Below are 15,111 nucleotides of genomic sequence, written 5' to 3' on the forward strand. Positions count from 1 at the left end.
TGTTACTTTTAGAAGATGGGAATGAAGAGTGAACGCCGCACGCCTGCGCTAAGCTGCTTCGTGCGATGGCCGCGGCCCTGCGTGTCTTCCACGAGCAGGAGGTCGCCGCCACCAAACTCACGCACCTCGCCGTCACCGGTTTCAATCGAAATCCGGCCATCTAACAAAACGATCCACTGCTTCCGCGGCGCGGGATGCCAGTCGTAGTCGTAGCTGGAATCCGTTTCGCGGAAGACCACGGCACCGGCGGGCAGATCGGCGGATAGGCGGCCGATCTCGCCGGCGTCATTCAGCGGGATCGCGATGTCCTCGAAGCGGGTGACCCCGTTGGCATCGGCGTGGATTCGGGTGGCGTTCACGGCATGAGACTACCGCATTCCCACGATCCGGGAAATGCCACGTCGGAGGGCTGAGCATGATACCGGGACATGCCCCGCCCTCCGATGGCCATGTGACTTACATTCCAAATCCGCCATCCACCCCGAGCGCGATGCCCGTGGTGAAGCCGGAAAGCGGCGAACACAGGTAGAGCACCGCCTCGGCAACTTCCTCCGGCTTCCCGAAACGGCCCACGGGATGCAGGCCCGTCATGTAGGCCTGCACCTGCGGGTCGCCACGAAGACCGGCGGTCATGTCGGTCTCAATGACGGCCGGACAGACTGCATTGACCCGCACGCCGGATTTCGCGTTCTCAAGTGCCGCGCTCTTGGTCAGTCCTATCACCGCTGACTTGCTCGCGTTGTAGATGGCGCAGTTCGGGATGGGCCGGATGCCGAGCACGGAGGCGTTGTTCACGATGCAACCACCGCCGGACTTCTGGATCGCTGGGATCTGATGCTTGAGGCACAGCGCCACGCCACCGACATTGATCGCGAGTGTTCTCTGGATAATCTCGGCGGTCACTTCCGTGATGGGAGCGCCTTCGAGATGGACGCCCGCGTTGTTGAACGCGAAGTCCAGCCTGCCGAACTTGTCGAGCGTCGTGGAAACGAGGTTTTCGATGTCCGCTTCTTCCGCGATGTCGGTCCGCACGAACAAACCTTTGCCACCGGCTTGCTCGATCAGAGCGACCGACTCCGCACCTTCGCTTTCACGACGACCTGCGACCACGACGCTCGCGCCCTGCGCTGCGAAGGCAATCGCGGTGGCACGCCCGATGCCGGCAGTACCACCGGTGACGATGATGACCTTTCCTGAATGCGTTTTCATCAGTGTGTCGGATCAAGAACGAGCAAACGCCAGCAGATCCGAGTTGAGCTGATCCTTCGCGGTATCGCCGAGGCTATGACCACCGCCCGGGTAGATCTTGAGCTCGGCATTTGGCACCAGCTTCGAGGAGATCATCGCTGAAGCGCCAATCGGCACGATCTGGTCGTCGTCGCCGTGGATGATCAAGGTAGGCACATCGATCTTCTTCAAATCCTCTGTGAAGTCGGTTTCCGAGAATGCCTTGATGCAATCGTAGGCGTTCTTGTGCCCCGACATCATGCCCTGAAGCCACCACGATTGGATGAGGCCTTGCGAGACTTTCGCGCCCGGGCGGTTGAACCCGAAAAATGGACCGCTGGCGACATCGAGGAAGAACTGCGCACGGTCCGCGAGGTAAGCGGCGCGGAAACCATCAAACACTTCCATCGGCAAGCCGCCCGGGTTCGCCGCGGTCTTCAACATGATCGGCGGCACGGCTCCCATGAGAACGGCCTTCTTCACACGCTTCGTGCCATGGCGGCCGATGTAGCGCGCGACTTCGCCACCTCCAGTGGAGTGACCGATCATGACGGCATCCTTCACATCGAGTTGCTCGAAGAGCTCGGCGAGGTCGTCGGCATACTGGTCCATGTGATTGCCGTCCCACGGCTGGCTGGAGCGGCCGTGACCGCGGCGGTCGTGGCCGATGCAGCGGAAGCCGTGTGAGGCGAGGTGGAACATCTGTGCTTCCCACGCATCGGCCGTCAGTGGCCAGCCGTGGCTGAAGGTGACGATGGGGCCGTCCTTCGGGCCCCAATCCTTGTAATAGATGGTGGTGCCGTCCTTGGTGGTAATGGTGCTCATTTCAGTTCTGGGGTTGGGGTTGAATCGGAAAAACTATGCAGAGACAGGTATCGGTGGCGATGCGGATTCGCGCGAATCGGCCTGCGCCGTGGCCCATGACAGCGCGTAGTCGGCGACCTCCTCCCAGCCACTCTCGGCGATGATGTAGTGGCTACGACCGGGGAATTCCTTGAACTCGGTGATCGCGCTGGATCGATACTTGCGGAAATTCTTCCGGTTGAGGGCGGACGGCATGATCACATCCTTCTCGCCTCCAATCAGCAGCAGCGGCGAGCGCTTGTCGTTGGCGAAATCGACAAACGTCGGGGCATTGACCATGAAGTTGGCGAGCGCCGCCTGGAAAATCGCGCGTCCGGATGCGGGGATCGCGACGCTTTCATACGCTTCCCGCACCTCCGTCTCGGAGAGCGTGTTCGCGAAGACTTTCCAAAACTGCCGCAAGGTGAACAGGAACGTACCTCGCAACGTCGCAGGCTTCAGAAATGCGGGTAGTAACGCGAGGTATGTGGAAAGCGGCAAAATGTAGACACCCTTCGGCGGCACCGAATCAATCGCCACGCCGACTGCGCCGAGACCGCGATCGATCAGCACCTGCGTGATCACGCCACCATAGGAATGGCCGATGATGATCGGCGCTTCCGGCAAGCCGCGAATGATCTCCGCGTAATGCTCGATCACTTGTTCCGCGCCCACGCTATTCAGGCTCGAAGCATCGCGGCGCATCGCGGCGGCGTCATCGCTGACACCCGGCCACGCTGGCGTGAGCACCTGATGGCCACGGGATTCATAGTAGCTGCGGAACTTGTCCCAGCAATGCGGGGTCACCCACAGGCCGTGGACCAATACGATGGGGCGTTTCATGGGGAGAAGAAGGAAGGCTCCCCTCCTCATGGGGCTTCTTCTCCTCGCGTGACGGAATTTTTTCCGGAATCACGAATAGGTGCCGAGCACCTGATGCACGCCTTCCACGGCCATGCCGCCTTCGCCGACGGCAGCCGAACAGCGCTTGACCGATCCGGAGCGGACATCGCCGCACGCGAAGATGCCGGGGTGGCTGGTTTCCAAGGCACGTGGCGGGCGGCTCGCGTCCTTCCACGCCGGTGAGTCGGCGACCGCGGGGCCGGTCTTGATGAAGCCCTTCTCATCCCGCTCGATCTCCGGCGGCAGCCAGCTCGAGCAGGGCTTCGCGCCGATCATGGAAAAGACCGCGCGGGTTTCGACGGTGCGACGTTCGCCCGTCTGGGTGTTTTCCAGTTCGACGGCTTCGAGGCATTTCCCGCCGGTCATCTTGCGGACCTCGGTGTGGTAGAGGATCTCGATGTTCGGCTTCGTTTCCACGCGCCGCGAGAGGTAGCTCGACATGGTCGCCGCGAGTCCGCTGCCGCGGATGACCAGCAGCACCTTCTCGGCGCTCTCGGAGAGGAACATCGCAGCTTGTCCGGCGGAGTTTCCGCCACCCACGACGATGGCAGTCGCGCCGCGGCAGAACTGACACTCCATCGCGGTTGCCGCGTAGTAGACACCGACTCCTTCGAAGTCTTCACGCCCCTCCGCTTCGATACGGCGGTATTGAGCGCCGGTCGCGATGATCACGCACTTCGCGCGCAGCGTCGCGGAACAGCCCTCGCCTTGTAGTTCTATCCCATACTCGCCATCGGCGAAGCCAAGCGTCAGTGCCTGGCAGGGCGTGGAAAATTTCGCGCCGAAACGGAATGCCTGAAGCTGCGCGCGGTAGGTGAGCTCGCCGCCGCTGACGCCAGTGGGAAAGCCAAAGAAATTCTCGATGAGCGACGAAGAACCCGCCTGCCCGCCCGGCGCGTAGCTTTCCATCACCACCGTGTGCAAGCCCTCCGATGCCGCGCAAACGGCTGCTGCGAGCCCCGCTGGCCCAGCGCCGACGATGGCAACATCGCACAGGATCTCCGTGGTACCTTCGGCTGCGAGTGGACGCAACAGGCCGGCGATCTGCGCGACTTCCCGCAACGACGGCCGGCGCAGTGGAGCACCGGTGGCGGAGATCAGCACCGGCAGGTCACGATCGGTCACGTTCAGCCGTGCACAGAGGGCCTTGCCATCATCGCTGTCGGTCTTGATGAGCCGGTGGGGGATGTGATTCTTGTCGAGGAAGTCGTGGATCAGGTGTCCGTCGCGCGATCCCTTTACCGCGAGCACGCGCAGGCCCGAGAAATCGCGGTCGCGCCGCAACCGTTCGCGGCGCATGATGAAGGCATTGACGATGGGCTCACCCACGCCCGGCAATTCGGAGAGCGCTTTCCGCAATACCACCGCAGGAACCTCGAGGATCTCCGTCTCTTCCGCCTTGCCGCGCCCGGTGCCCAAGGCGGAGGTGCCATTGAGCATGGACACATCGCCGAGGAAATCCCGCGGTTGCCCCACGCCGAGGAGAAGTTCCTTTCCATCGCGTGGCTCGAAGACTTCAAGTTCGCCGCTCAGGATCACGATCATGGGTAGATCCCGCTGGCCGGCCTTGAAGACGACCTCGTCCCGCCGCACAACGCGCCTTTGGCCAAGTGGCTCCAGCATCGCGAGTTGGCGATCATCCAGCTTGGGGAATGCGACGCTCTCGGTGTCCCGATAGAATTGCTCGTCTTTCTCCTCTTCGGTCATGCCCGAAACGATTAGCTGCTTGTTCCCGCCGTGCGAATCAAAAGGCGAAGCAATCGCAGCCGGTGCCCCACAGCGGACCAGGGGACGGCGCGGAACGCGGTGCGGTCTTCAGCGACGCTGTCCGGCCGTCCCAATGCGGCGCGCCGTAGCCGCCGAATCTTGCAACCGGCGACCACTCCGGCAGCACCGGGATCGGCGGGGCATCGTGCTCGCGGAAGGGGCCGGCGGCATACACGGGCTTTCCTCCGACGATGGTCAGCACCGATTGAAGATCGCGGATCTTCTCCTCCGGCACAGCGAGGTAGTCCTCGCTGGTCACCACGAGATCGGCCTGCTGGCCGGGAATGATGCGGCCTTTCACATCGTCCTCGCCAGAGAACCACGCGCTGCCAGCAGTGTAGAGCCTCAGCGCTTCCTCGCGTGCCATGCGGTTCGCTTCCGGGTAAAGCTCCAGCCCGCCGACCGTGCGACCGCTGACCAGCCAGTAGAGCGAGTTGAAGGGATTGTAGTTGGCCACACGGGTGGCATCGGTGCCAGCACCGACCGGGATTCCCATTTCCAGCATTTTTCTAACAGGCGGAGTGCGCTCCGCCGCCTTCGCACCGTAGCGATCAACGAAGTATTCGCCTTGGAAGGCCATCCGATGTTGAATGGCGATGCCACCGCCCAGAGCTTTCACCCGCTCCAGATTGCGGTCGCTGATTGTCTCGCAATGATCGAGGAACCAGCGGAGATCCTGCAAGGGAACCTCGCGGTTCACACGCTCGAAGACATCGAGGAAACGTGAAATGCTTTCGTCGTAAGTGGCATGCAAGCGGAAGGGCCAGCGATTCGATGCGAGTGCGGTCACGACATCTTCGAGTTCGCTTTCCAGCGATGCTGCAAGATCGGGGCGAGGCTCCAGGAAGTCCTCGAAGTCGGCAGCGGAGAAGACGAGCATCTCCCCCGCCCCATTCATGCGGAAGAAGGCATCGCCATCGCCGGGCTTGGTCATCTTCATCCAGCGGGCGAAGTCTTCCTTCTCCTGCTTCGGCTTCTGGGTGAAGAGATTGTAGGCGATGCGGACGGTGAGTTCACCGCGGTCATGGAGCTGGCGGATGATCTCGTAGTCCTCAGGGTAGTTCTGGAATCCACCGCCGGCATCGATGCAGCTCGTGATGCCGAGGCGATTCAGTTCGCGCATGAAGTGGCGGGACGAATTGAGCTGATGCTCGGGTGGCAGTTTCGGGCCCTTGGCCAGTGTCGCGTAGAGGATCATGGCATTCGGCCGGGCGATGAGCAGGCCGGTGGGATTGCCATTCTTGTCGCGCTGGATTTCCCCGCCGGGAGGATCGGGTGTATCCTTGGTGTAGCCGCAGGCGCGTAACGCCGCACGATTGAGCAGGGCACGGCAATAGAGATGAAGGATGAAGACCGGCGTGTCCGGAGCGGCTTCGTTGAGTTCATCGAGCGTCGGCATGCGCTGCTCGACGAATTGGAATTCGCTCCACGAGCCGACCACGCGCACCCATTGGCCCGTCGGCGTAGCGGCGGCCTGGAGCTTCAGCATGCGCATCGCTTCCGACAGCGACGGGATACCATCCCACCGCAGCTCCAGGTTGTAGTTCAGTCCTCCACGGATGAGATGGAGATGGGAGTCATTCAGACCGGGTATGACGCGGTGGCCTTGCAGGTCGATGACCTTGGTTTGAGGGCCGGGCTGAATGTCGTCGTCGCTCACCGAAAGGATGCGGCCGCACTTGATCGCGACGTGCTTTGCCTCCGGCTTTGCGGGATCGAGCGTGGTGACGCGTCCGTTGCAGAGGATGAGATCGGGAGTTTCCATGGCTTTGTTAGATCGTGGGAAAGAGCCAGCGGCGGAAGAGCTTGCTGAGGTTCGGCATCACCACCCAGGTGAGCAGGGCGACGATGAGGCCGGTGACGAGGACGTTCCGCAGGAGCGGATGCCATGCGGGTAGCAGCTTCCCGAAGAATGGCGGCAGGATCGAAGTCAGCGGGTAGACGCCGAGGAACGTGACGAGCGCCATCTTCGGCTTCGGCGGCGGATGGGCATGCGGCTTGTCCGGCAAGGTGAACCAGCCGGAAAGCCCGCCCATTTCCTCGATGTGCGGATCTTCCTCGGTCAGTGCACGCAAGCGGACCATCCACTCCTTGTAGGACTCCGTAGCGGTGAATGCCCGTCGCGCATCCATATCCACAAAGCGATCGACCACGGTGTAGTCGCGCGGATTTGCCTGCTCGGAGCGCAGCACATGGATGCCGCGATTGCCCGGGAATGAGAGAGCGAACGCAATGAATTCCCGCATCGCCTCTTCGAAATCGACCTCGCAACCCGGTTTCGTGCGGCGGCGCACAACGACGGTTACCGAGGGATCTTCCGGTGGTGGGGACATGGCGAGTGGGAGCGCGGGAGAAACCGCCGCGCCTGTTCCCCTATCGATTGGGAAAGCGGAACCGGGCGTGACACCGAAAAATCGGGCCCCTGTGAACTACCGCGGCCAGATCGATTTGAGCGGCGTGACGCGGAGGTTCCGCACGTCGAGTGTTCCGGCGCCAGCCGCTGCCAGCGAAAGTTCGCGGTCGGAGCTGAGAGATTGGAAAAGCACGCGGCTGATCGTCACCTGGCCATCTTCCGCAAAGATCTCGATCGAGGGACGATCGACCAAAACGCGGAGGTGAATCCCCTTCCCCTCGCCGGGAACCTTCGCCTCAACGCCTTCACAGGCGAGCTTCCGCTCACTGGCCAAATACTTGATCTGGGCCGCTCCGATCTTCAGAACGAAGCCGTCGGCATTGACCGCCCCGATATTGAGGTCGATCTCCTGAACGTCCATGGGGATGTCCTTCAGCGGGTTACCCGTGCTGTCGACCGTGAAATCCCTTTTCGTAAACTCGCGCCCGGAATCCCGGATTCCATCGAGGGCAGCGACGGGCTCGCGGCAGAGCCGGATGCTTCCCTCTCCGGACCGCCTCAAAGCGAGCGTGCAGGGAAAGGTCATCTGGCCATGCCAATTCAGGGTTTGGGTGATTTCATTGAGCGGATACGGCATCCACGCCACCTGAACCGGGGCGGCATCGGGGAACTTCCACGTCTGGGTGGCATACGCGTCGCCGTAGATCACGCGCTGCCGGTCCGACTCGGGATGAAACATCCTGCCATCGAATTGCCCGACGAAGTAGCTGCCGTTGCCATCGACAAGCACCCAACGTTTCCCTTCGCTCCCTTCCACAGGAAGCTCGAAAAGATCGGGGCACTCATAGAATCCTTCCAGCCGGCCGGTGGGAGTCCAATCGACCAGCGTGTCCGATTGATAGAAGGCCATGCCCTTCTTTTCGTAGCGAACCATGGACCACTTCCGGCTGGGGGCGTGCCAGATTACCAGCGGATCGCGCTTGTCGTCAGCTCCTGGAAGGACAGGATTCTTCTCGTAGTACTGCCACGTCTTGCCCGCATCGCGGCTGAAGCTCACGCAGGTGCCGCTTTCATAGTCGGTGTAAAAGACGAGCAGGGTTTTCCCGTCGCCCTGTTGAAGACCACTACTGTTATTGAAGTCAACGATGCCACATCCGCTGCCGGGCTTGTGGTCACGCACGGTGTCGAGAATCGGATCGACCTGTTGCCAGTGGATCAGATCCCGGCTGGTGGCATGGCCCCATTGCTTGTGCTTGTAGCGTCGTCTCTCCCACTGGTCGAACATGTGGAAGAGGTGATACGTGCCCTCATGGAAGATCAGCCCGGTCGTGTCCGCCATGTGGCCTTGGACAGGCGTGAAATGAAACTGGGGACGCAGGGGGTCATCGTAGTTCGCGGAATGCGGCGGGATATCGTAGTTGAAGCGCGAGGGATCGATCGTATTGCGGGACGCCCGTCCGATATCGAAAGCGGGATCCGCATTCGCAGTTGTGGTCAGCCCTATCAGGACTGCGACGAGTGTTTGCTTCCTCATGGGTTTCTCCCATTGGCGGAAAGAAGCCGCCACCCGGGCAATCTTCAATTCTCAGCCTGGAAAGAAAGCTGTGATGTCAGATTCCCCGGGCGGCTTTAGAACTCCTGGCGGAAGCTGGCCTGAAGATAGTCCACACTGCTCCCGCCGATTGCGGTCAGTGAAGATCCGGCTTCGTGGTGCGTGTAGCCGAGGAACATGGAAGTGGCAGAGGTGATCTCCCAGGCCAAGGACGCATTGAAAGCAGTGCCGAGGTAACGCTCGCCATCCGGTGCCGGTCCACCGAGCCGTTGAAGCGGCGGACCGTAGACGGCGTCGTCCGGGTCGAAGCGCCATTGGAAGTTCACGCCCAGCGTCAGCTCCAGTTTCTCGTGCGGCTTGAAAACGATGAGAGGGTTCAGGTTGTAGAGGTTCGAGGGAGAGAGGAAGCCGCCTTCATTGAAGTAGTTGTTCGCTTGGAAGAGCGGGTGAAAAGTGTGGAGCGTGCCGGTATCGTCGCCTCCGGAAATCGCATCCGCCTTGAACTGAAAGGACGGACTCCAAGGCCATTCCTCAAACGTGTAGCCAACGCCGAGACTCGCAGCACCCGCGAGGATATCGCGGTCTGCGGCTTCTCCGAATTGAAAGATCAGCTCGGTGTTCAAGATCCACGGTCCGCTATCCCGCCAGAGACGAGTGCCGATCGTGTGCCGCGTCTCGTGCCCTCCAATCTCTGCGAAGATCGAATCCTCATCGCGGAGGCCGATGTAGTAGAGATCCATGAAATTCCCCCATGCCAGCGGCATCACCGCATAGAGGCTCCAGAAACGGACTTCCGAAGGCTTCGATTCGTTGTCAAAAGCACCGGGCTCGATCTGGACCGGCGAAGCGATGAAGGCGTCCACCCGGGTGTGTTCATCGCGTTGCCAGGAGAGACGCAACGCATCATGGGCCAGCCGCTGGTTCGCTCCCTCGCGCGCGGCCAACAAGCGCCCGGAACCGTAATAGAGCGCCTGTCGGCCCGCTTGAATCACCAGATCATCACCGCCGAAAGGAATCCGGCCTTGGGCAAAGAGCTGGAGGAAATCGACATCGTCTTCATCTGGCGGCGCGAGCGGCGATTCCTTTCCCCACATGCGGCCCCAGGTCAGCTCGGCAGCCAGCCGGAAGGTGGAGTCGGGATCCCATGCGAACATCGCCTGAACCCGCTGGTGAACCCAGTCATCGTCGTCCACCGGCCCCAACCCGAAGTCGAGACCATGGTAGCTCTCATACATCGTGCGCGCATGACCATCGATGGCCCATCGCGCGTCGTCCGGCCCGGCATGGCACAGTGCTACCATCACGGGAAGGAACGCGAGGATTCGCATCGCGGTCATTTCCGGGATGATTGCTCCGCGCTCCCGTGGCGGGCCATGAGCGCCACGGGAGCATGGACGAAGAAAAGTTTTTAGTGCCCGGCCTTCGGCGGCACCACCTGCGGCTTGATCGCGGACTGTGGAGCCTTGTGGACCATGGTGTAGGCATATTCAACGCCCACGCCATAAGCACCGCCCTGCCCCTTGATGATGCCCATGAGCTTGTCGTAGTGCTCACGCTTGGCCCAGTCACGCTGCCATTCGAGCAAAGCGGGAATCGTGGTCACGCGCACTGCACCGGCCTGGACCATGCGGGACAGAGCTGCCTCATGTGCAGCCTGCGAGGTCGCGCCGCAGCAGTCTTCCACGACGTAGATATTGTAGCCCGCGCCGAGCATCTCGATGGTCGGCCAGGTCACGCAGACCTCGGTCCAAAGGCCGGTCAGGAGGATGTTCTTTTTGCCCGTGGCCTCGATCGCCTTGCGGAAGCCGGCGTCATCCCACGAGTTCATCGAGGTGCGCTCGATGATCTCCTGGCCCGGGAACACATCGAGCAATTGAGGCCAGATGTAGCCGCTGAAGGACTCGGTCTCGACCGCGGTGAGCACGGTGGGGACGTTGAACTCCTTCGCGGCCCTGGCGAGCAGCGTGACGTTGTTAATCAGCGTGGCGCGATCAATGTTCGCGACGCCGAAGGTCATCTGCGGCTGGTGATCGATGAAAACGACGGCGCTGTCTTCCGCCGTGTAGAGCTTGTGATACGGATTCATGGTGGTTCGTCGCTTCCTTGGGAAAGCGCCAGCCACCGTGACGAAAAAAGTCACTCCATTTCGCTGATCTCCGCGAACCTGCCCCAACGTGCACCGGTTCGCAGCATCACGACCTGCGGGGCTGGCGTGCCGAGGTCGGGAACGAAGATCCAAATCTCACGATCCACGGAACGGAGTTCGGTCCCTGAAATCCCATTTACCCTCACGCGTCCGGAAATCGTGAAGCGATTCACTTTTCCCGATGGCTGGCTCTCCGTCCATTGGTCGCCCTCGCGTTGCCAGACCCGCGTACCGGGGTCGTCGTACTTGTAGTGGTAGCTGAATTTCGACGGGCTATGGCCCGCGGGATCGGGCGCTGCTTCCTTCAGACCGATGAATCCGGGATCCTGCCGCAGATTCGTGAAACGCTCGTCGTTGGGAAACTGGGCGAACCTCGTGCTCCCGAGTTCCAGGGAATGCAGCAGCAGCGCGACCGCCTTCGAGGTGATTTCGGCATGCTTGCCTTCCTCCACCAGCGGGATCGCGCGGGCCAGCACGCCGGCAGCAATGTCATGGTCATTCCACGAATTCGGAAAATAGCGGACAAGCTGGAGGGCTGAATCAATCGCTCCGTTCCCGTCGCCGGTTTCCAAATACAACGCCGCGAGGTCGTTCAGATTATTACCGAGGTTATCGCGGTAGGTCGTGTTGTCCGGACGCGCCATCATCCCCTTGCGGCAGAGATCCGCACAGAGGCGATACATCTCGACCGCGCCCGGCAGGTCCTTTGCCTCGTGGCGCAGCTTGGCAAGCCGTTCGCCCGCGAAGGCGGTGTAAAAGAGATGGTCGGGATTGTCCGGGAATTCCTCCACCAGAGCGCGGTGGCCCTCAAAGGCTTTCTTGAAATCGGCCTCCGCTTCCTCCCGGTGCCCTAGGCCCAGCAAGGTCTCGCCCGTCATGTGATAGCCGAGCGCCAAGGCATGGCGGCAATCGGGATCATGCGGATGCTCGGCGGCGAGTGCGGCATTCAGCTCGATGCTCCGGACATGCAGCGCCAGTCCTTCCTCCACCCGGCCAATTGACCGGAGATGGAAGCCTAGATTGTGGCAAGCACTGGCAAGTCCCCGCTTCGCCTGCTCGAAGGATTTCGGCCCCGAGATGAGCTTCTCCTGGATCGCCATGCCCTGGCGAAACCACTTCTCGCCGTCATCCGGCCGGCCGGATTGGAAATACATCCATCCAAGGTCCGTTTGCGCCGAGGCCACGTCGTTCACGGCGCTGGCATCATCCGGGTGCGCGGCAGCGATGGTCTCACGCACTTGGATCGCTTCTTGCAGGGGGATTGCCCCCTCATCGATTTTCCCATCCTTTGCCAGGGTCTGGCCAAGATTCACCAGCATGATCGAGAGATCCTTGCGATAGGTATCATTGTCCGGGAAATCGCGAGCGAGGCTCCTGGCGACGTCGATCGAATGCTTGTGATTCTCCAGTGATGCGGCGTGATCACCCTTTTCACGAAGCATCACGGAAAGGTTGTGGTAGCGCAGCCCGAGCGAGCGGCGGTACTCCTGATTCTCCGGATGTTCGGCTACCAGCTTCACCTCGGTTTCCGTTGCACGGCGCAGGGCGGCAATGCCCTTGTCACTTTCGCCGGTGTCCCGATAGATCACGCCCAGGCGCCCAAGTGCCCAAGCTTGCTCGGCTCGGACCTGGGGATTGTCAGTCGCGCTCTTTGCAAACGACTCATAGAACGGCACGGCACTCTCTAACAGCTCCCTGCGCAGGCTGCGGAACGAGTCCTCCATCAGCCGCGGATGGTCGGTCACGCGGCTCAGATAAGTTTCCACTGCCTGGCGCGCCTTGCGGGCGTTCTCCTCGGCGTCGATGCGGTTCTTTTCGGCCTTGGCTTCGGACTTTTTCGCCGCGTTCGCCTGCCACAGGCTCACCGCGGTGGCCGCCACCAAGGTGAGGAAGACGATGCTCGCCGCGGCAAAGGCGACGCGATTGCGCCGTGCGAATTTCGAGAACTGATAGCTCCACGTGGGTGCTACCGCCGTGACTGGCAGCTGGTCCAGGTAGCGCCGGAGGTCAGTCGCGAGGGCGTTCGCCGTTTCGTAGCGGCGGCGGCGGTCCTTCTCCAGGGCCTTCAGGACGATCCAGTCCAGATCCCCACGCAGCGTCCGGCGCAAGCGATCCGGCTCAATACCAAGGCGCGCCGCAGTGTCCCCGGAAACCCGCGTGCTCGGCTTCGCCGCTTCCTCGGTGCGAATCTTCTTCAGGGTTTCATCATAGGGAGCACCCTCCATCACCGGCGTGGATCCGGTGAGGAGTTCGTAGAGAATGACCCCCAGCGAGTAGATGTCGCTGCGGGTGTCCACGTCCGCCACACTGCCGGCCTGCTCGGGGCTCATGTATTGCAGCGTGCCGACCACCGCACCGGCTCGCGTCTGGAGCAGGCTGCCTTGGAAAGCCGCCTCATTCGGCGTGCCGAGCGCCTTGGCAATGCCGAAGTCGATCACCTTCGGCACCGGCTTTCCGTCCACCTCGGCGACGAGGATGTTGGATGGCTTCAGGTCACGGTGCAGGATCGCCTTCTGGTGCGCGTGCTGCACCGCCTGGCAGACGGGAATGAACAGCTCGACCCGCTCTTCCACCGATAAACTACGGGAATCGCAGTAGGTCGTCAGAGGAGGACCCTTCACCAGCTCCATGGCGAAATAAGGCAGGCCATCCGGACAACTCGCGGCGTCCAGCACGGCGGCGATGTTCGGATGATCCATCATCGCCAGCGCCTGGCTCTCGGCAGCGAAGCGCGCGATGATTTCGCGGCTGTCCATGCCGCGCTTGATCAGCTTCAGCGCGATCTCCCGGTGGATCGGTTCCGTCTGCTCGGCGCTCCACACCGCACCGAAGCCCCCCTCTCCCAGCAGCTCGATCAACCGGTAGCGCCCCACCCGGTCGCCCGGTTTCTCATCCCGCGAGCGGACCGGACTTTCTTCCGGATGAAAGCCGAGATCCATAAGCGCCTCGGCCGCTTCGCCGGAAAGCGAAGTCGGTTGAAGGGATGTGGTGGGGTTCTCAGGCATTACCAGCGTTGAAGCACAAATCCCGCCGCCAGAGAAAGCGATTCGTTTCAACTGCGCAGCGCCGCCTTCAGCGCCACCAGCTCCTCATCCACCTGGGCCGTGGTCGGCTCGTGGAGGGTGGCGGCGATCTGCTGGCGCAGGCAGTCGCGGAACTTCGCCCGCAGCCGGCTGACCACCTTCCGCACCGCCTCGCCATTCATCCCGAGTTCGGCAGCCGCCGCCTCGTAGCTGCTCTCCGCGACCCCCGTGGGATTCAGGAATGCCTCCACCACCGCGAATTGCGCCCCGCGGCCGGCCGAGCGCTCGCTTTCGCCCAGATCATTCAATGAAGCGTGGAGCACCGACATCGCCCAGCTCCGGTCAAAATGCGCTTCTGGCGTCGCGAAGTCCTGCGGCTCAGCCTCGTAGCGGCTCTCGGCCTGCCCGACATCCAGCGACAGCAGTTCCTTCCCCCCTCCCCGCTTCTGCGCCTGCTCCCGGCCCCGCACGTCGCCGATGTAGCGCTGGAAAACGGTCAGCAGGAAGGTCCGCAGCTTGCCCAATTCCTGGCTGGCCGCGGAAAACAGGTCGCGCTCCAGCAGGTAGTGGAAAAATCCCTGCGTCAGGTCCTCCGAATCCGGGTGCGGGTGGCCCTGCCGCCGGGCGAAGACGTAGAGCGGATACCAGTAATCCGTGCACAGCCGCTCCAGCGCGGCCTGCCGGGCCTCCGGACTGCCATCCCGGCACAGATCCACCACTGCCGTCCACTGCGTGACGGGGAAGGGAGAGGCCATGCCGGTGCTCATCGGAACGCCTCTGAAACGACGTCACTCGCCCGGTTCCTTCAAGCCCGATTTCCAGACTCGCCAAGTCCGCTCCAGCTCCCGAAGTTACGGTCATGCACGTCGCCCTGATTTCCGCCACCTGGCACGCAGACCTCCTGCGTGGCGCCAGCGCGGCCTGTCAGGAAACCCTCGCCGGAAATGCCACCGCCGAGGAGTTCACCGTGCCGGGATGTCTCGAAATCCCCCTTTTCGCCCAAAAACTCGCGGCAACCGGCAAATACGACGCCATCGTCGCCTTCGGCCTGATCGTGGACGGCGGCATCTATCGTCACGAATTTGTCGCTGATGCGGTACTTTCAGGCATGATGCGCGTGCAGTTGGATACTGGCGTACCGATCCTTTCCTGTGTGTTGACCCCACATCATTTCGACGAAAGTCCGGAGCGTATCGCTTTCTTCCGCGACCACCTCGTCGTGAAAGGCGTTGAAGTCGGCAAGGCCGCTCTCGCCATCATCCGCCTCGGGGCCGCCGTAACCTGCTAGAATGAACCA

The 15,111-nt window shown here is 61.9% G+C and carries 13 protein-coding genes; 1 reads left to right on the forward strand and 12 read right to left on the reverse strand.

All coding sequences use genetic code 11. The features are described 5' to 3' along the window. Nucleotides 1-8: 8 nt before the first annotated feature. The 12 genes from WKV53_RS04855 to WKV53_RS04910 all read right to left on the reverse strand — a co-directional run bounded on the left by WKV53_RS04855 (nucleotide 9) and on the right by WKV53_RS04910 (nucleotide 14,569). Nucleotides 9-359, reverse strand: a complete 351-nt coding sequence (locus WKV53_RS04855) for a cupin domain-containing protein (RefSeq protein WP_341403224.1) — start codon at nucleotides 357-359, stop codon at nucleotides 9-11. Between the two features lie 97 nt (nucleotides 360-456). After that, on the reverse strand, nucleotides 457-1,212 hold the full coding sequence (locus WKV53_RS04860; protein WP_345789638.1) for a glucose 1-dehydrogenase: 756 nt from the start codon (nucleotides 1,210-1,212) through the stop codon (nucleotides 457-459). Between the two features lie 9 nt (nucleotides 1,213-1,221). Then, entirely contained in the window at nucleotides 1,222-2,052 is an 831-nt protein-coding gene (locus tag WKV53_RS04865; RefSeq protein ID WP_341403226.1) for an alpha/beta fold hydrolase, read from the reverse strand. 33 nt (nucleotides 2,053-2,085) lie between these two features. Then, a complete protein-coding gene (locus WKV53_RS04870; protein WP_341403227.1) occupies nucleotides 2,086-2,913 on the reverse strand; it encodes an alpha/beta hydrolase in 828 nt (275 codons plus the stop codon). Between the two features lie 69 nt (nucleotides 2,914-2,982). Continuing rightward, entirely contained in the window at nucleotides 2,983-4,680 is a 1,698-nt protein-coding gene (locus tag WKV53_RS04875; protein ID WP_341403228.1) for an FAD-dependent oxidoreductase, read from the reverse strand. 37 nt (nucleotides 4,681-4,717) lie between these two features. Then, a complete protein-coding gene (locus tag WKV53_RS04880) occupies nucleotides 4,718-6,505 on the reverse strand; it encodes an amidohydrolase (RefSeq protein WP_341403229.1) in 1,788 nt (595 codons plus the stop codon). Between the two features lie 7 nt (nucleotides 6,506-6,512). Continuing rightward, nucleotides 6,513-7,073 (reverse strand): antibiotic biosynthesis monooxygenase, encoded by a 561-nt coding sequence (locus WKV53_RS04885; protein WP_341403230.1) that lies wholly within the window; start codon nucleotides 7,071-7,073, stop codon nucleotides 6,513-6,515. Between the two features lie 96 nt (nucleotides 7,074-7,169). Further along, nucleotides 7,170-8,627 (reverse strand): glycoside hydrolase family 32 protein, encoded by a 1,458-nt coding sequence (locus WKV53_RS04890; protein WP_341403231.1) that lies wholly within the window; start codon nucleotides 8,625-8,627, stop codon nucleotides 7,170-7,172. A gap of 95 nt (nucleotides 8,628-8,722) precedes the next feature. Continuing rightward, nucleotides 8,723-9,982: an alginate export family protein gene (locus WKV53_RS04895; RefSeq protein WP_341403232.1), complete on the reverse strand. Its 1,260-nt coding sequence runs from the start codon at nucleotides 9,980-9,982 to the stop codon at nucleotides 8,723-8,725. Nucleotides 9,983-10,053: 71 nt separating this feature from the next. Next, nucleotides 10,054-10,731, reverse strand: a complete 678-nt coding sequence (locus WKV53_RS04900) for a hydrolase (protein ID WP_341403233.1) — start codon at nucleotides 10,729-10,731, stop codon at nucleotides 10,054-10,056. A gap of 50 nt (nucleotides 10,732-10,781) precedes the next feature. Beyond that, nucleotides 10,782-13,796 (reverse strand): protein kinase domain-containing protein, encoded by a 3,015-nt coding sequence (locus WKV53_RS04905; protein ID WP_341403234.1) that lies wholly within the window; start codon nucleotides 13,794-13,796, stop codon nucleotides 10,782-10,784. A 47-nt stretch (nucleotides 13,797-13,843) separates the two neighbouring features. After that, nucleotides 13,844-14,569, reverse strand: a complete 726-nt coding sequence (locus tag WKV53_RS04910) for an RNA polymerase sigma factor (protein ID WP_341403235.1) — start codon at nucleotides 14,567-14,569, stop codon at nucleotides 13,844-13,846. Between the two features lie 104 nt (nucleotides 14,570-14,673). On the opposite strand from WKV53_RS04910, the gene WKV53_RS04915 reads away from it, so the two are divergent. Next, nucleotides 14,674-15,102 (forward strand): 6,7-dimethyl-8-ribityllumazine synthase, encoded by a 429-nt coding sequence (locus tag WKV53_RS04915; protein ID WP_341403236.1) that lies wholly within the window; start codon nucleotides 14,674-14,676, stop codon nucleotides 15,100-15,102. Nucleotides 15,103-15,111: the final 9 nt, after the last annotated feature.

It is taken from the genome of Luteolibacter sp. Y139, from assembly GCF_038066715.1.
Taxonomy (GTDB): Bacteria; Verrucomicrobiota; Verrucomicrobiia; order Verrucomicrobiales; family Akkermansiaceae; genus Haloferula; species Haloferula soli.

Bases quoted from the DNA above. Each gene is read 5' to 3' on its own strand.
- WKV53_RS04900 (WP_341403233.1), bottom strand. From the start codon at position 10,731: ATGAATCCGTATCACAAGCTCTACACGGCGGAAGACAGCGCCGTCGTT.
- WKV53_RS04880 (WP_341403229.1), bottom strand. From the start codon at position 6,505: ATGGAAACTCCCGATCTCATCCTCTGCAACGGACGCGTCACCACGCTC.
- WKV53_RS04915 (WP_341403236.1), top strand. From the start codon at position 14,674: ATGCACGTCGCCCTGATTTCCGCCACCTGGCACGCAGACCTCCTGCGT.
- WKV53_RS04875 (WP_341403228.1), bottom strand. From the start codon at position 4,680: ATGACCGAAGAGGAGAAAGACGAGCAATTCTATCGGGACACCGAGAGC.
- WKV53_RS04905 (WP_341403234.1), bottom strand. From the start codon at position 13,796: ATGCCTGAGAACCCCACCACATCCCTTCAACCGACTTCGCTTTCCGGC.
- WKV53_RS04890 (WP_341403231.1), bottom strand. From the start codon at position 8,627: ATGAGGAAGCAAACACTCGTCGCAGTCCTGATAGGGCTGACCACAACT.
- WKV53_RS04910 (WP_341403235.1), bottom strand. From the start codon at position 14,569: ATGGCCTCTCCCTTCCCCGTCACGCAGTGGACGGCAGTGGTGGATCTG.
- WKV53_RS04865 (WP_341403226.1), bottom strand. From the start codon at position 2,052: ATGAGCACCATTACCACCAAGGACGGCACCACCATCTATTACAAGGAT.
- WKV53_RS04895 (WP_341403232.1), bottom strand. From the start codon at position 9,982: ATGACCGCGATGCGAATCCTCGCGTTCCTTCCCGTGATGGTAGCACTG.
- WKV53_RS04870 (WP_341403227.1), bottom strand. From the start codon at position 2,913: ATGAAACGCCCCATCGTATTGGTCCACGGCCTGTGGGTGACCCCGCAT.
- WKV53_RS04885 (WP_341403230.1), bottom strand. From the start codon at position 7,073: ATGTCCCCACCACCGGAAGATCCCTCGGTAACCGTCGTTGTGCGCCGC.